Source organism: Streptomyces sp. Qhu_M48, from assembly GCF_051305195.1.
Taxonomy (GTDB): Bacteria; Actinomycetota; Actinomycetes; order Streptomycetales; family Streptomycetaceae; genus Streptomyces.
Window position 1 is genome coordinate 3089222 of the sequence record NZ_CP195432.1, and the last position, 18642, is coordinate 3107863.

At 70.8% G+C, this 18642-nt stretch carries 15 protein-coding genes; 6 read left to right on the forward strand and 9 right to left on the reverse strand.

Features of this window, described 5'->3' with window-relative positions; all coding sequences use genetic code 11:
• The 4 genes from ACRRSS_RS14215 to ACRRSS_RS14230 are packed head-to-tail and all read left to right on the forward strand — an operon-like array spanning nucleotide 1 to nucleotide 2807.
• On the forward strand, nucleotides 1-408 hold the full coding sequence (locus ACRRSS_RS14215; RefSeq protein WP_351905908.1) for a roadblock/LC7 domain-containing protein: 408 nt from the start codon (nucleotides 1-3) through the stop codon (nucleotides 406-408).
• Nucleotides 405-761: a DUF742 domain-containing protein gene (locus ACRRSS_RS14220; protein WP_435971570.1), complete on the forward strand. Its 357-nt coding sequence runs from the start codon at nucleotides 405-407 to the stop codon at nucleotides 759-761. The genes ACRRSS_RS14215 and ACRRSS_RS14220 overlap by 4 nt, the downstream gene beginning before the upstream one ends.
• On the forward strand, nucleotides 742-1365 hold the full coding sequence (locus ACRRSS_RS14225; protein ID WP_435971571.1) for a GTP-binding protein: 624 nt from the start codon (nucleotides 742-744) through the stop codon (nucleotides 1363-1365). The genes ACRRSS_RS14220 and ACRRSS_RS14225 overlap by 20 nt, the downstream gene beginning before the upstream one ends.
• The gene (locus ACRRSS_RS14230; protein ID WP_435971572.1) at nucleotides 1362-2807 is read left to right on the forward strand and encodes a cytochrome P450; all 1446 of its coding nucleotides are present in this window, start codon (nucleotides 1362-1364) and stop codon (nucleotides 2805-2807) included. Before ACRRSS_RS14225 ends, ACRRSS_RS14230 begins: the two co-directional genes overlap by 4 nt.
• A gap of 62 nt (nucleotides 2808-2869) precedes the next feature.
• Here the strand turns inward: ACRRSS_RS14230 and ACRRSS_RS14235 are convergent, their stop codons facing one another.
• Nucleotides 2870-3901: a terpene synthase family protein gene (locus ACRRSS_RS14235; protein ID WP_435971573.1), complete on the reverse strand. Its 1032-nt coding sequence runs from the start codon at nucleotides 3899-3901 to the stop codon at nucleotides 2870-2872.
• Nucleotides 3902-4401: 500 nt separating this feature from the next.
• Here ACRRSS_RS14235 and ACRRSS_RS14240 point away from each other — a divergent pair, with 500 nt between their 5' ends.
• Nucleotides 4402-5301, forward strand: coding sequence for a YhjD/YihY/BrkB family envelope integrity protein (locus ACRRSS_RS14240; RefSeq protein WP_435971574.1), 900 nt, complete (start codon nucleotides 4402-4404; stop codon nucleotides 5299-5301).
• Nucleotides 5302-5324: 23 nt separating this feature from the next.
• Here ACRRSS_RS14240 and ACRRSS_RS14245 read toward each other — a convergent pair whose 3' ends face one another.
• From ACRRSS_RS14245 to ACRRSS_RS14260, 4 genes are all read right to left on the reverse strand, one after another.
• Nucleotides 5325-6746 carry a GH1 family beta-glucosidase gene (locus ACRRSS_RS14245; protein ID WP_435971575.1) on the reverse strand — a complete coding sequence of 474 codons (1422 nt, stop codon included), beginning with the start codon at nucleotides 6744-6746 and terminating at the stop codon, nucleotides 5325-5327.
• A gap of 84 nt (nucleotides 6747-6830) precedes the next feature.
• Nucleotides 6831-7922: a DUF1996 domain-containing protein gene (locus tag ACRRSS_RS14250; protein ID WP_435971576.1), complete on the reverse strand. Its 1092-nt coding sequence runs from the start codon at nucleotides 7920-7922 to the stop codon at nucleotides 6831-6833.
• A gap of 139 nt (nucleotides 7923-8061) precedes the next feature.
• Nucleotides 8062-10254 carry a discoidin domain-containing protein gene (locus ACRRSS_RS14255; RefSeq protein WP_435971577.1) on the reverse strand — a complete coding sequence of 731 codons (2193 nt, stop codon included), beginning with the start codon at nucleotides 10252-10254 and terminating at the stop codon, nucleotides 8062-8064.
• Nucleotides 10255-10372: 118 nt separating this feature from the next.
• Nucleotides 10373-12571 carry a galactose-binding domain-containing protein gene (locus tag ACRRSS_RS14260; protein ID WP_435971578.1) on the reverse strand — a complete coding sequence of 733 codons (2199 nt, stop codon included), beginning with the start codon at nucleotides 12569-12571 and terminating at the stop codon, nucleotides 10373-10375.
• 170 nt (nucleotides 12572-12741) lie between these two features.
• On the opposite strand from ACRRSS_RS14260, the gene ACRRSS_RS14265 reads away from it, so the two are divergent.
• Complete coding sequence (locus tag ACRRSS_RS14265; RefSeq protein ID WP_435971579.1) at nucleotides 12742-13761, forward strand: LacI family DNA-binding transcriptional regulator; 1020 nt, start codon at nucleotides 12742-12744, stop codon at nucleotides 13759-13761.
• 181 nt (nucleotides 13762-13942) lie between these two features.
• Here the strand turns inward: ACRRSS_RS14265 and ACRRSS_RS14270 are convergent, their stop codons facing one another.
• The 4 genes from ACRRSS_RS14270 to ACRRSS_RS14285 are packed head-to-tail and all read right to left on the reverse strand — an operon-like array spanning nucleotide 13943 to nucleotide 18552.
• Nucleotides 13943-15334 (reverse strand): GH1 family beta-glucosidase, encoded by a 1392-nt coding sequence (locus ACRRSS_RS14270; RefSeq protein WP_435971580.1) that lies wholly within the window; start codon nucleotides 15332-15334, stop codon nucleotides 13943-13945.
• Nucleotides 15335-15369: 35 nt separating this feature from the next.
• Nucleotides 15370-16209, reverse strand: a complete 840-nt coding sequence (locus tag ACRRSS_RS14275) for a carbohydrate ABC transporter permease (RefSeq protein WP_351906032.1) — start codon at nucleotides 16207-16209, stop codon at nucleotides 15370-15372.
• Nucleotides 16210-16243: 34 nt separating this feature from the next.
• Nucleotides 16244-17236, reverse strand: a complete 993-nt coding sequence (locus ACRRSS_RS14280; protein WP_435971581.1) for a carbohydrate ABC transporter permease — start codon at nucleotides 17234-17236, stop codon at nucleotides 16244-16246.
• 11 nt (nucleotides 17237-17247) lie between these two features.
• Complete coding sequence (locus tag ACRRSS_RS14285; RefSeq protein ID WP_435971582.1) at nucleotides 17248-18552, reverse strand: ABC transporter substrate-binding protein; 1305 nt, start codon at nucleotides 18550-18552, stop codon at nucleotides 17248-17250.
• Nucleotides 18553-18642: the final 90 nt, after the last annotated feature.

An 18642-nucleotide genomic window follows, 5' to 3' on the forward strand; every position in this document is an offset into this window, starting at 1 on the left:
ATGCAGCCACTGCCCAACATGGACTGGATGCTCAAGGAGCTCGTGGGCGGCGTCCCGTACGTCCGCCACGTGGTCGTCCTGTCCGCGGACGGCCTCTGCATCGGGCAGGCGAACACGGCGTCGGACACCGCCGACGCGATCGCCGCCGCCTGTTCCGGCATCCAGAGCCTCGCCCGGGCCATCTCGCAGATGTTCCCGCACGGGGACGGCTCGACGCGGATGGTCGGGATCGAGGCCGACGGCGGGTACTTCTCCCTGATGGCGGCCGGCCCGGGAGCCTATCTCGCGGTCCTAGCCGACCAGGAGGTGGACGCCGGACTGCTCGGCGACCGCATGCGGACCCTGGTGGTCCGGATCGGCCAGCACATGACCAGCCCGCCCCGTGACGACGTCGGGCAGGCGATGTGACATCAGAGCACCAGACTCCCTGGGAGGAAGGCACTCCCGTTCCGCTCTACGTGGTCACCGGTGGCACGGGTTCCTCGGCCGAGGGGTTCAACCTGGTCACCCTGATCGCGTCGAGGTCGGAACCCGACCCGGCGATGCAGCCCGAGCAGGCCGCCATCCTCACCATGTGCACGTACCCGCTCTCGGTGGCCGAGGTATCGGCCTACCTCAGCCTTCCGTTCAGCGTGGTCACCGTGCTGCTGTCCCAACTCGTCGAGAACGAGCGGGTCGAGGCCATCGCGCCCGTGCCCGTGGCGGCATTCCCCGAACGCGGCCTACTGGAGGCGGTGATCCATGGACTACGCAAGCTCTGACACACGCGGCGCACCGCCACGCGACATCGACGTGCTGCTGCCCCACGGTGCCAGAGGAGTCAAGGTCGTGATCGTCGGCGGCTTCGGAGTCGGCAAGACGACCATGGTCGGCGCGGTGAGCGAGATCCCACCCCTGACCACCGAAGAGACCATGACCCAGGCGGGCGTCGGGATCGACCACAACCCCGGCGCCCAGGGCAAGAACACCACGACCGTCGCACTGGACTTCGGACGCATCAGCGTCAACCGGGAACTGATCCTCTACCTGTTCGGGACTCCGGGACAGGAGCGCTTCTGGTTCCTGTGGAACGGCATCTTCGAAGGCGCGCTCGGCGCCGTGGTCCTCGTCGACACCCGCAGGATCGAAGTCTGTTTCGAGGTCATCACCCGTCTCGAGGACCGCCGCGTCCCGTTCGTCGTCGCCGTCAACACCTTCCCGGAAGCCCCGCAGTACCCCCTACCAGACCTGCGCACCGCTCTGGCCCTCAGCGATTCCGTGCCCATCATCACCTGTGACGCACGGGACCGGGCGTCCTGCCGCGACGCCCTGCTCTCGCTGATGGTCTACCTGTGCACCCTCGCCGCCGCCCAGGAGACCGCATGACCGTCCCACCCGCCGACCACGCCACCGCGCTGCCCGGGCAGACCCCGCCCCCGGGCTGCCCGGCCCACGCCGCCACGGGACCCGGCGGAGCGGCCCGGCTCTACGGCCCCGTCGCCGAGACGGACCCCATGGGTCTGTACGAGGAGCTGCGCGCCACCCACGGCCCGGTGGCGCCCGTCCTGCTTGACGGAGACGTCCGCGCCTGGCTCGTCCTGGGCTACCTCGAGAACCGCGACGTGGCCAGCCGCCCGACCCAGTTCTCCCGTGACCCCCGGGTCTGGCACGGCTGGAAGAGCGGCGAGATCGACGCCGCCACCTCGCCGCTCGTCCCGATGATCGGCTGGCGCCCCGACTGCGTCTGCGCGGACGGCGAGGAGCACCAGCGACTGCGGGCCGCGGTCACGGCCGGCCTCGGCATGTTCGACCACCGGGGGGTCCGCCGCCACATCACGCGCTTCTCCCACCAGGTGATCGACACGTTCTGCGAGAAGGGCGAGGCGGAACTGGTCGGACAGTTCACCGAACACGTGCCGATGCTCACCCTCACCCATCTGCTCGGGATGTCGGACGAGGACGGCTCCCGGCTCGTGCACGCCGCCCGTGACCTCTTCAAGGCCACCGAGACCTCGCTCGCCAGCAACGCCTACATCCTGGAGAGCCTCGAACGGCTCGTCGTCGCCAAGCGCGCCCATCCGGGCCACGACATCGCCTCCGCGCTGATGGCCCACCCGGCCCGGCTCACCGACGAGGAGGTGCAGCACCACCTCCGTCTCATCCTGCTCGCCGGCTACGAGACGACCGCCAACCTGATGTCCAACGTCCTGCGCATGGTCCTCACCGACCCCCGGTTCCGCGGGACGCTCACCGGTGGCCAGATGACCCTGCCCGAGGCCGTCGAGCAGGTCCTCTGGGACGAGCCGCCGCTGATGGTGTGCCCGGGCCGTTGGGCCAACGCCGACACCACCCTCGGCGGACAGGAGATCAAGGCGGGGGACATGCTCCTCCTCGGCCTGGCCGCCGGAAACGTCGACACGGCGATCCGTCCGGACTCCGCGGCCCCGGCGCACCACAACCGGGCGCACCTGTCCTTCAGCGCCGGTCCCCACGAGTGCCCCGGTCAGGACATCGGCCGCATCATCGCCGACACCGGCATCGACATCCTCCTCACCCGGCTTCCCGACGTCGTCCTCGCGGTCCCCGAGGAGAGTCTCAGCTGGCGCTCCTCCACCTGGGCGCGGAATCTGACGGCGCTTCCGGTGACCTTCGCGTCACGCTTCCCGCAGGCCTTCGACGCCCCGGCCCCGCTTCCGGCCCCGCCGGTGCAGAGCACCGGGACGCCCTCGGTGCCGCCGTGGCAGGTCACCGATCCGGGGACGGCCCGCGTGCCCGAGCCGCGTGCCTCGTGGCTCACCCGCGTGAAGCGTCTTCTGCGCAGGGGGTAGCCCCGCGGCCGAGGGGTGCCGGCGCGTCCGTGCCGGTACCCCTCCCGCGGTCCCCGCCGCCCCTACGTGGGGTACGGGGCGTCCGAGGACGCGTAGCGGGGGGCGCCGGTGTACCAGGCATGGAGGCCGGCGAGGAAGCCCTCGGCCCCGTGGAGCCAGGTCTCCAGCTCGGCCCGCTCCTCGTGGTCGAGACCGGATCGCCGTACGAGCAGGGGCAGTTCGCTCTGTCGGAGGTGCTCGAAGTCACGCAGCCGGGCGTTCACCAGATTCAGGGCCGCGGGTACGGCGTCGTGGAGCGTGATGCCCAGGGACGTACCGACCACCAGGACCAGGTTGTTGACGTCGCGCTCCTCGTTCACCTCCCGCTCGTACGAGGCGATGTCGTTCGCCAGACCCATGACGTCCATGAAGGCGTCGAGCAGGGCGCGGACGGTGCGACTGTTCCGTATCTGCTCGGGTATGCGCGCGCCGGTCGCCAACTCGACCGAGTAGGGGGCGGTGTAGGCGGCGAAGCTCTCGCGCCGGAACGGGGCGTAGTCGATCAGGTGGGGTATGCGGCCGCTGCGGCTGTTGGACAGCTCCTCGACCCCCGCGTCGATGTACTTCGCCAGCGCCCGGTTGAACTCGTGCCGCCAGTGCGCCAGTCGCGGAGGGAAGAGACGCTGCTGCAGATCGGCGATTCCCCGCTCGACGGCGTTCGTCGGCTCCGGCAGCCGGGCGCCCTGCTCCGGACGGAGGAAGGCGTGCAGCCGAGCGGTGAACACCAGCGCCCCGGGCAGGTCGCCGGTCTGCTTGAACGCGGAGGCGAAGTAGTCGTCCCAGGCCAGCGCCCAGATGTTGAAACGGTGGTTGAGCCGGAGGTCGGCGAGCGAGGCGTCGGGCAGGGTCCAGGCGGTCAGCTGGTCGACGGTCATGGCGTGGAACGTGGACCGGGTCCAGACCGGGCGGTGGTCCGGCGGCCCCTCACCGCCGGCCAGCATGCCCATCTCGCGGGCCCAGGACTCGCTCTCCTCGTGCAGGGCCGACAGATACGGATTCACCCGCAGCGGATAGGGCATCCACAGCCGGGGGAGCTCGACGGCACGCACTGTCATGGGGACCAACCTCCTTCTCTCCTCGGCCCGCATCGTGCGCTGTGCACGCACCCGCGTGGGGAGGCCACCGCCCCGCACCCGGAGGTGAGGCCGGACGGTGCCCCGCCTGCGGCTCTCCAAACCTGCCCGCCACGGACGACCGTCAATCCCTCAACTTCCGCTGGTCTGCGGTCAGAAGAGGTGGGTGTGCGATTGCTTCGCGCAGCGGACCGATCCTTCCGGGGCGTCCGCCCCGCACTCCCTCAGCGGTCGAGCCGACGCCAGGCGGTGAGGGCGACGGCGGCCCGCGCCGGTCCGGGATCCCCCGCGGCGCCGATGCCCACGACCACGCCATCCGGCGGCCGGGCCGCCCGGCCGACGCCCGGCGCAGGAGGACGCCCACGCGAGCCGGCCGGTCTGCCGAGTGAGCCGGTCCGGGCCGGTCGGCCCGGTTCCGGTCGCGGACCCGGGGCCCGTCCCCTGTACTGACAGGGGACGGGCGGGTGCGCGGAGGAGGCCGGATGGCGTGGGCGGCACGGTGGCGGCGGCTGCGCGCGACGGCCGAGGGCCGCTTCCCCGTCCTGACCGAACTCGCGAACCGGCTGCTGTCCGGGAACCTGCTGGACGGGGGGACGAGACTGGCGGCCCAGGCGTTCCTGGCCTCCGTGCCGCTGCTCTTCGCCGTCGCGGCGTTCGCCCCCCACTCCGTGCGGGACCAGCTCAGGGAATCCCTGCGGGCCATGTTCGGTCTCAGCGGCCGTTCCGACGTCGAACTGCAACAGGTCCTGGGCGGCGACTCCACCGACGAGGACCTGCGGGAGACGACCGGCGTGATCGGCCTGGTCGTCGCCCTCGCCTCGGCGACCAGCTTCAGCCGGGCCATGGCACGGGTCTGCGAGCGCGCCTGGGCGCTGCCGAAGGCCAGGACGCGGGTCGCCGTCTGGCGTTGGGTGGTGTGGCTGCTGGCACTGGTCCTGGTGGTCCTCCTCCAGGCGCCGATCCGGGACGGCTTCGGCGCCGGCCTCTGGCTCGGCATCCCCGTGTTCTTCCTGGTGAGCACCGGCATCTGGATGTGGACGCAGCACCTGTTGCTGGTCAACCGCGTCCCCTGGCTGCCCCTGCTGCCCGGCGCGGTCCTGGCGGCGGCGGCCACGAGCGCCCTGGCGCTGACGGCGCGGCTGTACATGCCTCCGGCGCTCAACAGGACGCTGGCGGAGTACGGGGCGCTGGGGCTCGTCCTCACCCTGTTCTCCTGGCTGATCGTCGTGTGCGCCTCCGTCACGTTCGCGTTCACCATCGGGGCGGTCCTCGCGCAGGAGCCGCCCCTCTGCCACTACCTCGGCACGAACGACGACGCGCTGAGGACGGAGGACGACGAGTCGAGTACGGAAGGCGACGCGCGGGGCGGTACGGACGGCTGACGTGACCGCCCCGCGCGCACGCCTCACCCGTGCCCGGCGCCCCCGCGGACGCGGTGGGCCGTGTCGCGCAGCCACAGGGCGCTGCGCTTGGGCGTGCGCGTCTGGGTGGGGTAGTCGACGCGGACGAGGCCGAAGCGCTTGTCGTAGCCGTAGGCCCATTCGAAGTTGTCCAGGAGCGACCAGGCGAAGTAGCCGCGGACGTCGGCGCCACGCGTCCGGGCCTCGGCGACGGCGGCCAGATGGGCGGCTAGATAGGCGGTGCGCTCGGTGTCGTCCACGTAGCCGTGGGTGTCGGGATGGTCCTCGTACGCGGCGCCGTTCTCGGTGACCACCATCGGTGTGCCGGGGTAGTCACGGGAGACGCGCAGCAGGAGTTCCGTGAGGTCGTGCGGCATGACCTCCCAGCCGAGGCCGGTGACCGGGAGACCGCCGAGCGGAAGGTTACGGGTGACGGGGACGCCACGGGAGTCGGCGGTGGCACCGTGCTCGTCGGCCCCCGAGGTGCGCATCGAGCGGTAGTAGTTGACGCCCAGGGTGTCGATGGGGGCGGAGATGATCTCCAGGTCGCCGTCCCGGACGGGGATCTCGATGCCCTCCGCGGCGAGGTCGTCCACGAGGTCCCGCGGGTACCGGCCGCGCAGGATCGGGTCGAGGTAGAAGCGGAAGCCGAGGGCGTCGGACCGGCGGGCGGCCTCCCGGTCGGTGGCGGTGTCGGTGGCCGGCCCGCTGGTGCCGAGGAGGTGGGTGACGGCGAGGTCGAGGGGGCGGCGGGCGGCGGAGCGCAGGCGCCGCACCGCGAGGCCGTGCGCGAGGTGCAGGTGGTGCACGGCCCGCACGCCGTCGGCGAGGGAGCGGCCTCCGGGGGCGTGGACGCCTTCGACGTGGCCCAGGACGGCCGAGCAGAAGGGTTCGTTGAGGGTGGTCCAGTGGGTGACGCGGTCGCCGAGGCGCTCGTGGACGAGTTCCGCGTAGTCGGCGAAGCGGTGGGCGGTGTCGCGGGCGGGCCAGCCGCCGGCGTCCTGGAGCTCCTGGGGCAGGTCCCAGTGGTAGAGGGTGAGCCAGGGGGTGATGCCGCGCGCGAGGAGCTCGTCGACGAGCCGGTCGTAGAAGCCGATGCCCGCCGGGTTGGCCGGGCCCCGCCCGTGGGGCTGGACGCGGGACCAGGAGACGGAGAAGCGGTAGGTGTCGAGGCCGAGGTCGGCGAGGAGCGCCACGTCCTCGGGCATGCGGTGGTAGTGGTCGCAGGCCACGTCGCCGGTGTCGCCGTTGTCGACGGCCCCGGGGACCCGGCAGAAGGTGTCCCAGATGGACGGGGTGCGGCCGTCCTCGGCGACGGCTCCCTCGATCTGGAAGGCGGAGGTGGCGGCGCCGAAGCGGAAGTGCGGGGGGAGGAGGTCGATGAGCGCGTCGTGGTCGGCGGTGGGGGACGGTGCGGGGGCGGTCACGGGGTCCTCCTGGGGTCGAGAGGGCGGACGGGAGAGGGGCCCGGGCGCCCTCGCGGGCGTCCGGGCCGTAGGGGCGGGGGCGGGTCATGGCAGACGGTGGTCCGCGTTCAGCACCGTGCCGCGTTCGGGGCGGTACAGGTCGAAGCCCCGTGTGTCGCACTGCAACCCACCGTTGATGCAGTGGTCGACCAGGGCCTTGAGGGTGCGCTCCTCCCAGGCGTTGAAGAAGTCGTAGTGGAAGGAGTAGCCACGGCCGCTGGCCAGGCGGACCTGGCTCATGTCGCCGTTGACCGGCCACGCCATCTTGAACTCGATCATCGGCAGGGCGACCGGGTGGGAGGCCGGACACATGTTGTCGTTGGTGCCGGGCTTGACCACGGGGTACGCCATGTGGCTCTTGTGGTCGGGCGTGTCCAGGTAGAGGCCGTTCCAGCAGCTGGGCGCCTGCATGCGCAGGTTGAGCTGCACGTCGGGACGGCTCGGGCAGCTCGCGGGGATGTCGGTGTTGAAGAAGCTGTCACCGCACTCCCAGCCCTCGACGAAGCCCTTGTGGGCGCGGAACTCCTGGGCGGTCTGCATCGGGTTGCCGACGACGAACCGCAGGCCCTTGGGGAAGGGCCGCACGCTCCGGTAGTCCGTCACGCCCGCCTTGTAGTAGATGACCTGCGGACCCACCGGCAGGATCTTCTGGTCACCCTTGAACAGCGAGGGCATCCAGTACGCGGAGGCGTCGGCCGGCGCCTTGCACGTGGTGTTCCCGCCGTAGAGGGAGCCGGTGGTGCTGGCGGCGTCGGTCGTCGTGTTGCCCATGAACGTGTGGTCGTGGGACTTGCCGAACTGGCCCGGGTAGACGATCGGGTCGTCGGGGGCGGTGTGGGTGACGGAGCAGCCGGCCTGGAACTCGTGGTGGTAGGCCGGGGGCGGGGTGGCCGTGGACGGGGTGACGCCGGTGACCTGTGGGACGGCGGGGATGTAGCCGTCTCCGTCGGCGTCGTCGCCCGAGGCCTGTGTGGACACGGCCATGGTGTGACCGCTGTGGGCGCCGGCCGTGATGACGGTGGGCGGCGCGCCGCTGTCCGGGCCCGTGGCGGAGGCGATGGTGCCGATGCCGAGGACGCCGGCGATGAGGGCCGTGCCGAGGAGGAGTGCGGGGAGTCGTTTCGGACTCGCTCTCATGGGGATCTCCTGCCCATGGGGATGGTTTCGCGTGGACGCGAACACGCCACGCGACTGGTGTGGTGGGTTCCCGTGCGGTGGTGCCGGGGTGGCGGGGCCGAGCGGCAGGCCCCGCCACCCGTCCTGGGGGTCCGGCGCGTCAGCTGTAGACGCCGAACTCGTGCAGGGAGTAGCCCCAGCCGGTGCCGCGAGCGGTGAGCTGGAGCTTGACGTAGCGGGCGGTGGCGCCGGCCGCGATGGTGTCGATGTCACCGTTGCCGGTGGTGGTGGAGTGGACGGTCCGCCAGGTGGTGCCGTTGTCGGAGACCTGGACCTCGTAGGCGCGGGCGTAGGCCGGGTCCCAGACGAGCTGGAGGCGGTTGAAGGAGCGCACCGAACCCAGGTCGACCTGGATCCACTGCGGGTCGCTCCAGTCGCTGGCCCACCGGGTGGCGGTGTTGCCGTCGGTGGCGTTGGTGGCGGGGCAGGGGCAGTCGCCGTAGGAGGCCTGGGCGGAGGAGGCCGTGGCGGGCCGGTTCAGGGCGATGTTGGTGCCGGCGACGGGAGGGGCGACGACCTTGACGGACTTCGTCTCGATGCCGGCGTTGCCGCGGCCGTCCTCGGCCTGGATGTACACCTTCCACACGCCGAGCTTCTCGGGCGCGGTCACGGCGAAGGTGTTGTTGCCGAGGGAGCGGAACGGCGTCTCGACGAGGCGCTTGTCGCCGTTGGCGTAGTTGCCGCTCAGGAGGATCTTGGTGGTGACGGCGTCGCCGTCGGGGTCACGGATGTCGGCGCGGACCGTGAACTCGCCGCCCGCCGGGGCGGATCCGGCGGGGGTGACGGTCATGCCGCTGATGACCGGCGGGGTGTTGTCGCCCACGACGGAGCCGGCGTACGCCTTCTTGACGGCGTAGTAGGACAGGCGCTTCAGGCCGTCGGGGAGCAGGTTGAACCAGACGCCGCCGAAGTCGTGCTCGAGGCCGTAGTGGAAGAGGGTGGCGCCGAGGGCGACGCCCTGGTGGCCGGTGACGCAGTTCCAGGCCTTGGTGTAGCCGTCGGCCTTCTGGACGTCGGTGGGCTCGTCGGGGATGCCGTTGGCGTCGTCGGGCACCTCCCACTCGCCCGCGGGGCCGCCCTCGGTGATGATGTACGGCTTGTCGTAACCGCCGTCGGCCCAGTCCTGGCGCACACCGCAGATGTCGCCGTAGGAGTTCATCGAGTACAGGTCGAGGTCCGGGGCGTTGCGCTTGTAGTAGGGCCAGGCGCCGGTCCACGCGTCCGTGGAGGTCACGGGGTGGTCGGGGTCGATGGAGTGGATCTTCTTGGCGACGTCGTTGACGAAGGCCGTGTACGCGTTGCGCTGGGCCACCAGCTCGGTCCCGCCGTAGCAGTTCTGCAGACCGAGGACGGACTCGTTGCCGACGTTCCACATGAGCGTCGCCGGGTGGGACTTGTAGGTGTCGACCCACTTCGCGAACTCGGTGAGCATCGTGTTCTTGTACGCGGTGTCCGTGACGTAGTCGACGCAGCCGCCGGAGCCCGGGCCGCCGCCCGGCTGGAGCCAGAAGCCGTTGATCACCTTGACGCCGTGGGCGGCCGCCGCGTCGAGCAGGGGCTTGCTGGTGGCGTCCGTCCCCCAGGTGCGGACGGTGTTGACGCCCATGGACCTGACGTCCGGCATGTAGCGGGGGGCGTCGGCCATCGCCGGGCCCCAGGTGAGGCCCTTGACGGTGTAAGGCTGTCCGCCGACGGTCAGCTGCCAGTCTCCCTGGCTCCCGGTGACCCGGACGGCGCCGCCCGGCCCGGGCTGCGTGGTCCCGCCGCCGTAGACCCGGAACTCCCAGAGGGAGTAGCCGTAGCCGGTGCCCCGGGTGACCCCCTGGAGGCGCACGTAGCGGCCGGCGCCGGTGACCGCGAGCTCGTCGGTGCCCCCGTCGCCGTTGGTCACGGACTTGACGGTGCGCCAGTCGGTGCCGTTGTCGGAGAGCTGGATGTCGTACGCCTTGCCGTAGGCGCCCTCCCAGTTCAGGACGACCCGGCTGACGTCCGTACGGGAGCCCAGGTCGACCTGGATCCACTGGGCGTCGTTCCACTGGCTCGCCCAGCGGGTCCCTGTGAGGTCGCCGTCGAAGGCGGCGGACGCCGCCCAGGCCTGGCCCTCGGCCGAGGAGGCGGTGGCGGTCTTCCCCTGGGAGAGGAGGGTCTCGGCGGCGGTCGCGGGCGCCGCGGTCAGCATCGTGGCGGAGGTGAGGGCGGTGGCGAGCAGGGCCCCGACGGAGACGAGCGAACCCGTCGTGCGGGTGCGGGCGCCGGTGCGCCTTCGTGCCGTGGGGGTGGTGGTCGCGGTCATGGCGGCTCCTGGACGGAGGGGGAGGGGATCGCCTTCCGGGCGGCGCGGCGGGGACTGGCGCCGCCCGGAAGGGTGAGGGGGCCGGGACGCACCGGGCGGGTGCGTCCCGGCGGGACCGTCAGGGGAAGGAGACGACGGTGGACGGCACGGTCGAGGTGCCGGCGGGGATGGTGGACGCCCCGGTGTCGTTGATGACGTGGTTGTAGTGGCCCATTCCGCCGAGGGACACCACCAGGAGGCTGTGGAACTTCACTCCCGGCTTGACGGGCGCCTTGAAGCCGTGGTCCTGGACGATGGTCGGGTCCACGTTGTAGTTGCAGTAGCTGCCCAGGCCCCACGCCTCGTGGGTGTTCACGGAGTCGTCGACCCGGTAGGCGGCGTACCCCTTCGTCGCGCCGTTCTGGATGGCGGCCTGGTTGGGGGCGTCGTACGCCTTCTCGTTCTGGTAGAAGATCGTGCGGCCGCGCTCGCCGTACCACTCGACGTCGTACTTGTTGAAGTGCTCCACGAACAGGCCGGTGGCCAGTACGTCGTCGCCGTTGACCCGGACGCCGTAGTCGGCGCGGTTGGTCTCCCAGCCCCAGCCCTCGCCGTGGTCGGCGCGCCAGACCCAGGTGTGGTCGATGATGGCGTCGTCGCTGTTCACGACCATGCTGGTGGTGGCCTTGCCCGCGCCGGCGCCGCCGATGCGGATGTAGACGTCCTGCACGGTGGTGGGGTTGGCGGCGTGGTCGGCCGAGGAGTTCTGCGGTCCGAGCTCCAGCAGGGTCGAGGAGTTGACCGGTCCGGCGTCGATCAGGAAGCCGGCGAGGCGGACGCCGTCGACGTCGGCGACCTTCATCGCGGTGACGCCGTTGTCCGGGATGATCGTGGCGAGGCCGAGGCCGAGCACGACGGTGTTCGCCCGGTTCACGTTGATGGTCTGGTCGACGTGGTAGACGCCCGGGGTGAACAGCAGGTGCAGGCCCTGGGCCAGCGCCTGGTTGATCGTGGCGGCGGTGGCGCCGGGCTTGACCACGTAGAACTGGTTGAGCGGGATGGACTCGCCCTGCGGGGCGCCGTTGGCCCAGCTGGTGCCGCGGGCGTTCACGCGCTTGGCGGGCGCGAAGACCTTGTACTCGGTGCCGTCGAGGTAGAGGTAGGGCTTCTCGCGGGAGATCGGCGTGGTCTCCAGCGTGGTGTAGCGGGGCTCGGGGAAGGAGGTGGCCGGAGCGCCCTGGACGCCTGAGAAGGTCTGGTTCCAGACGCTGTTGGACCAGCCGCCGATGGCGCTGTCCCGGGTGTACCACTGCTGCTGCGAGTAGTTGCCGACCTGGCCGTCGATCTTCGAGTCGGCGATGTAGCCGCCGGAGGCCCAGCCGTAGCCGTTCGGCGCCAGGTTGAGGCCGCCCTTGACGTGCATGCGCCGGAAGGAGGAGGCCTGGGAGACGGCCCAGCGGTTGGTGCCGTTGACCGGGTTGAGGGTCAGGCCCTCCGCGCCGCGCCAGAAGTTCTGGGTGGCGTTGCCGTTGAACCAGCCGGCGTCGACGGTCACGTCGCCGTTGATGGTGGTGTCGCCGGGTCGCAGCCCGAGGCCGGCGATCTGCGTGTAGAAGCCGATCTGGGCGTTCAGGTTGTTGTACGTGCCGGGCTTGAAGAGGAAGGCGTGCCGGCCGCTGCCGAACTGGGCCGACTCCTGCTCCTGGAAGACCTGGTCCAGCTTGGCCTGGACACCGGGCGTGGCGGGGTCGATGACGTGCACGTTGGGGCCGAGGTCGCCACCGCCGGGCAGCTGCGGACCGCCGCCGCCACCGGTGGTGCCGAACACCTGGAACTCCCAGAGGGAGAAGCCGTATCCGGTGGCCCGGGTGTGGCCGTTCATCCGGAGGTAGCGGCCGGTCCCGGAGAGGGTGACGTTGTCGGTGCCTCCGTCACCCGCGGTGACCGAGGTGACGGTGCGCCAGTCGGTGCCGTTGTCGGAGGCCTGGATGTCGTAGCTCTTGCCGTAGGCGGCCTCCCAGGTGAGGACCGCGTGGCTCAGCGTGGCGCTGCTGCCGAGGTCGACCTGGATCCACTGGGCGTCCTGCCAGGCGCTGGCCCAGCGGGTGCCGGTGAGGTTGCCGTCGACGGCGGCGGAGGCGGTGAAGGCGCCGCCCTCGGTGGAGGAGGCGGTGGCGGTCTTTCCCTGGGAGAGCAGGGTGGGGGCCGCTTGTGCCGTCGTGGCGGGGGCGAGGGCGAGCAGGCTGCCGGCCAGTGACGTCACAAGTGCGCCGACGGTGGCCCGACGGACGCGTGAGGCGGGTCGCCGGAAGACCGGCGGGGACCCGACGGAAGACATGGGGTCTCCTCTGGATACATGGGGGAAACGTGGGAGAGCGCTCTCCCGAAACCTTGCCCGCAGGGCGAGTTGACGGTCAAGGCGTGTGACACGACTTTTCTTTTGGCTTTCATTAAGTGTCGACCCGAACCCGCGCGGGCCTGGGGGAACGCCGCGGCTACAGTGCGTGGGTGGGGAATCGAGGACCGACACTGGAAGACGTCGCACGCGAGGCGGGAGTATCGCGAGCCACGGTGTCCCGCGTCGTCAACGGCGTGCGCAACGTGGCGCCCGACATCCAGCGCAGCGTGCGCGACGCGATCGCCCGCATCGGCTACACGCCCAACCAGGCCGCCCGCTCCCTCGTGACCCGGCGCACCGGAACCGTCGCCCTCGTGCTCTCCGCGACGGGCAGCGGCTTCACCACGCGCGTGTTCTCCGACCCCTTCTTCGGGCGGGTCGTGGACGGCGTCCTGCCGGTCCTGCGCGAGCGCGCGATCCAGCCGGTGCTCCTCGTCGCGGAGTCGGAGCAGGCCAGGGCCCAGCTCGTCGAGTACCTGCGGCAGGGCGGTGCCGACGGAGCCCTCGTGGTGCCGCTGGACGAGGACGACCCGCTGCCCGCCATGCTCGTGGCGGCCGGTCTCCCCACCGTGCTGTTCGGCCGCCCCCGCGACGGCGAGAACGTGGGCTTCGTCGACCTCGACAACGCGGCGGGCGCGCGCCTCGCCGCCGAGCACCTGTGGGCCACCGGCCGGCGGCGCCCGGCCACGATCGCCGCACCGGCCACCGCCCCCACGGCGGGCGAACGCCTCGACGGCTTCCGCGAGGTGTTCGCGGCCCACGGGGTGACGTCGGTCCCCGTCGTACGGGGCCGGTTCACGGTCGACAGCGGCAGGCGCGCGATGGCGAGGCTGCTGAGGGAACACCCGGAGACCGACGCGGTGTTCGCCGCGAACGACCTGATGGCCCGGGGTGCCTGCCAGTACCTGCGCGAGCACGGGGTGGCCGTCCCCGGCGCGGTGGCCGTCGTCGGCTTCGACGACTCCGTGGCCGCGCGCAGGCCTCGGCCGCAGCTGACCACCGTGCGTCAGCCGGTCGAGCCCATGGCGGCGGCGATGGCCGGACTCCTGGTGGAGCGGCTCGACGCCGGCGGCGCCGAGCCGGCCTCGAAGGTGTTCGAGCCGGTACTCGTCGTCCGCGACTCCACCTGACCCTGGCCGCCGTCGCCGGCCGGCTCAACCGCCGTCCACGCGAAACGCTCGGCCGGGAATCCCCAGCCGAGCGCCTGCGTGGACTGCTCGCGGCCTGATCGACACGACCATGTGTTGCGACGTCCCCTGGAAACCACCATGGCGGAGCGGCCTTCACGACGGTCATGACGTGGCTCTGACGTCAGCCGGCCGTCGCCTCGCGGTGGGCGCGGACGATGTCCGCGTACCGGTGGCCGCTCGTCTTCACGGTCCGCTTCTGCGTCGCGTAGTCGACGTGGACGAGGCCGAAGCGCTTGTCGTAGCCGTACGCCCACTCGAAGTTGTCGAGCAGGGACCAGGCGTAGTACCCGGCGAGCGGGGCGCCCTTGCGCACGGCGCGGGCACAGGCCGCGATGTGCTCCTCCAGGTAGCGGGTGCGCTCCGGGTCGTGGACCGCGCCGTCGGGACCGACGGTGTCGGGGAAGGCCGAGCCGTTCTCGGTGACGTACAGCTTCCGCACGCCGTAGTCGTCGGTGAGCCGCAGCAGGAAGGCCTCCAGGCCGCCCGCGTCGATCTGCCAGTCCATTCCGGTGCGGGGCACGTCGGGGAGGCGTACCTCACGGGCGTACGGGACCGGGCCCGACGGGTCGTCGGCGACGGTGACCGGGAAGTAGTAGTTGAGACCGTGCCAGTCGAGCGGCGCGGCGATGGTCTCCAGGTCGCCCGGCCTCTCGGGGAGTTCGACCCCGTACAGCTCGCGCATGTCGGTGGGGAAGCCGCGGCCGTAGACCGGGTCGAGCCACCAGCGGTTGGTGTGGCCGTCCGCGCGGGCGGCGGCGGCGACGTCCTCGGGCCGGGTGGAGGCCGCTTCGACGGTGGAGTGGTTGGTGACCAGGCCCACCTGGGCCCCGGGGGCGGCGGCGCGGATGGCCTGGGTGGCGAGGCCGTGCCCGAGGAGGAGGTGGTAGGAGGCGCGGACGGCGGCCGTGACATCGGTCAGGCCGGGGGCCATGCGGCCCTCCAGGTGGCCGATCCAGCCCGAGCAGAGCGGTTCGTTGAGGGTGGCCCACTGGGTGACCCGGTCGCCGAGGCGCTCGGCGACGACGGAGGCGTACGCGGCGAGGTGTTCGGCGGTGGCCCGCTCGGTCCAGCCGCCGTGGCTGTCCTGGACCCGGTCCTGGAGGGCCTGCGGGAGGTCCCAGTGGTAGAGGGTGACGGAGGGGGTGATCCCGGCGTCGAGGAGGCCGTCGACGAGCCGGTCGTAGAAGTCGAGGCCGGCGGCGTTGACGGGGCCGTCACCGCCGGGCACGACGCGCGGCCAGGCGACGGACAGCCGGTAGGCGTCGGTGCCGAAGCCCTTCATCAGCGCGATGTCCTCGGGCCAGCGGTGGTAGTGGTCGCAGGCGGTGTCGCCGTGGTCGCCGTTGTCGATGGCTCCGGGGACGCGCGAGAAGGTGTCCCAGATGGACGGCGCCCGGCCGTCCTCCGCGACGGCGCCCTCGATCTGATAGGCGGAGGTCGCGGTGCCCCAGGCGAACTCCGGAGGGAAGGCCTCCAGGTCGAGCGAGGTGGAGGAGTCGGTGGATTCGGACACGGAGAACCTCTTCGTGATCGGTGTGGAGAGGGACGTCACTTGACCGCACCCGCGGTGAGGCCGGCGACGAGGTAGCGCTGGAGGAGCAGGAAACCGACGACGACGGGGACGCTCACCACCAGGGAGGCGGCCATCACCTGGTTCCAGTAGACGTCGTTCTGGGTGGCGTACCCCTGGAGACCGACGGCGAGGGTGCGGGTGGTGTCGTTGGTCATGACCGAGGCGAAGAGGACCTCGCCCCAGGCCGTCATGAAGGCGTAGACGGCGACGGCGATGATGCCGGGGGAGGCGGCCGGGACGATGACGCGGAACAGCGCGCTGATCGGCCCGCAGCCGTCGACCTTGGCGGCCTCGTCGAGCTCGCGCGGGATCGAGTCGAAGTAGCCGGTCAGCATCCAGATGGAGAACGGCAGCGAGAAGGTCAGATAGGTGAGGATCAGGCCTTCGCGGGAGCCGAACAGGGCGATGCCGGTGGCGTTGCCGATGTTGACGTAGATGAGGAAGAGCGGCAGCAGGAAGAGGATGCCGGGGAACATCTGCGTGGAGAGGACCGTCACCGTGAAGACCCGCTTGCCGCGGAAGCTGTAGCGGCTGACGGCGTACGCGGCGAAGATCGCGACGACCACCGAGAACACCGTGGCCGCGCCCGCGACGACGATCGAGTTCACGAAGTAGTCGGCGAGCGGGACGGTCTCCCAGATGTCGACGTACGGGCGGAGCGTGAGCCCGGAGGGGATCCACTCGAACTTCCCCGAGACGTCCTTCAGCGGTTTGAGGGAGCTGGAGATCATCACGTACACCGGCAGGACGACGAAGCCGGTGAGCAGGGTGAGGAAGATCCGCCGGGTCCAGAGGAACGAGCGGGGCGCCGCCATGGGGGAGCGCGGGGCCGCGCGCCGGGATGCGTGCTCAGACATCGGAGGTCTTCCTTCCGCGGCTGGTGAGCAGGAGGTAGACGCCCGTGACGACGAGGAGGAAGAGCAGCAGCAGCACGGACATGGCCGAGCCGGTGCCGAAGTTCCACGTCTGGAAGGACGACTGGTAGATGTGCAGGGAGATCAGGTCGGCGGCCTCGGGTGCCGCCTTGCCGAAGAGCACGAACGGCGTGTTGAAGTCGTTGAACGTCCAGAGGAAGAGGACGAGCACGAGGACCTGGTTGACGGAGCGCAGCGACGGCAGGGTGATGTGCCGGATCTGCTTCCACACCCCGGCGCCGTCGAGCGCGCCCGCCTCGTACATGTCCCGGGGGATGTTCTGAAGTCCCGCCATGACGGTGAGGAAGGCGAAGGGCCAGCCCTTCCACACGGAGACGATCAGCAGGGCCCAGAAGCTGTTGTCCCCGATGAGCCAGAAGGCGGGGCTGTCGCCGATGCCGAGCTGGTCGTGGAGGACGTGGTTGATGAGGCCGTTGTCCCGCTGGAACATGAACGCCCAGGTGATGACGGCGGCGTAGACGGGCAGCGCGTACGGGACGAGGAACAGGGTCCGGAGGAAGCCGCGGCCCCGGAAGTTCTCCTGGAGGAAGATCGCGGCGGCCGTTCCGAGGATCCAGCACAGCCCCACGGAGAGGAGGGTGAACAGACAGGTCGTCAGGAAGGACTTGAGGAGCGCCTGGCCGACGGGGGCGTCGAAGTCGATCGCGACGGTGTAGTTGTCCAGACCCGACCAGGGAGCCTCGGACCAGTTCCGGATGTAGAACTGGGTGAGTTCCCTGAAGCTCATCGTGATGCCCATGAGCATCGGGACGAGGTGGACGAGGAGTTCGAGGAGCAGGGCGGGGAGGAGCAGCAGGTAGGGCAGTGCGATGCGGCGACGCCCGGAGCGGCGCGGTGCGGGTGCCTCTCCGGGTGTGGCCTTGCGCACCGCCGGCTCGGTCGGCTGAGCGACGGCGGTCTCGGTCATGGTGGGGCGGCCTACTTCTTGGGCATCTGCTGCTGGGCCTTTTCGAGCTTGGCCTTCACGGACTCCGTGGTGACCGGGCGACCGGCGGCGGCGTCGGCGAACAGTTCCTTGACCGCGGTGCCGACCACCGTCTCGAACTGCGACTCCTCGGGGACCTGCGGCAGGGCGGCGGCGCTGGTGGCGAGGGTGTCGCGGATGACGGCGAGCGACGGGTCGGAGAAGCCGGGGTCCTTCTGGGCGCTCTTGACCGGCGGGACCGAGCCGTACGCCTTGTTGAGGACGATCTGCTCCTCGTCGCTCGTCATGTACTTCACGAACTTCAGCGCGCCGTCGAGGTTCCTGGTGTTCTTGAAGACGGCCAGGTTGATGCCGGCGACCATCGAGTTGGTCTGGGCGCCCTGACCGGGCTTGCCCGACGGGACCGGGGCCGGGGCGACGCCCCACTCCTCCGGGCCCATGCCCTGCGCGGAGAAGGTCTGCGACGGCGTCTGCCACAGGACCATGCCGGTCTTGTTCTTGGCGAAGTCGCTGAGGGACTGGTTCTGCGCGTACTCGGCGTTGCCGGGGGCGACGACCTTGTGGACGGCCATGAGGTCGATGTACTGCTTGACGGCGGCGACGGCCCCGTCGGAGGTGAAGTCCGGCTTGCCGTCGGCGGTGAAGAAGTCCGCCCCGTGCTGCTTGCCGAGGACGAAGACCTGGTGGATGTTGTTGGAGAGGTTGGAGCCCTCGACCCCGATCCCCGCCTTGCCGTCCTTGCTGAGCTTCTTGCCGGCCGCGATCACCTCGTCCCAGGTGGTCGGCGGCTTGGCTATGCCCGCGTCCTTGAACATCTGCTTGTTGTAGTAGAGCGCGTACGCCATGGAGTAGAGCGGAACGGCGGCCGGGTCCTCGCCGGCGACGCCGGTGGAGCCGAGCGCGGAGTCGACGAAGCGGTCCTTGCCGCCGATGGCCTCCAGGTTCTTCGCGTCCCACGGCAGGAGGGCACCGGTGGACTGGAGCGAGGCGCTCCAGGTGTTGCCGATGTTGAGGATGTCGGGGCCCTGGCCGGACGTGGTCGCGGTGAGGATCCGGTTGAGCAGGTCGGACCACGGGATCACCTCCAGCTTGACCTTGATCCCGGTCTCCTTCTCGAACTGGTCGAGCTCGGGCTGCAGGACCTTCTTGTCGACCTCCAGGCTGGCGCCCTGGTTCGAGGCCCAGTAGGTGAGGGTCTTCGGTGACGACTCGCTCCCTTCACCACCGCCGCAGGCGGTGGCGGTGAAGGCGAGGGAGAGGGAGACGGCACCGGTGACAGCGGCTCTGATTCTGCGCATGGCTCCTGGGCCCTTTCAGGGACGAGGGGGCTGCCGATGAGGGTGGGCTTCTGGAGGCCTCGCCGTAACATCGGCTTAATTTAGGATGTG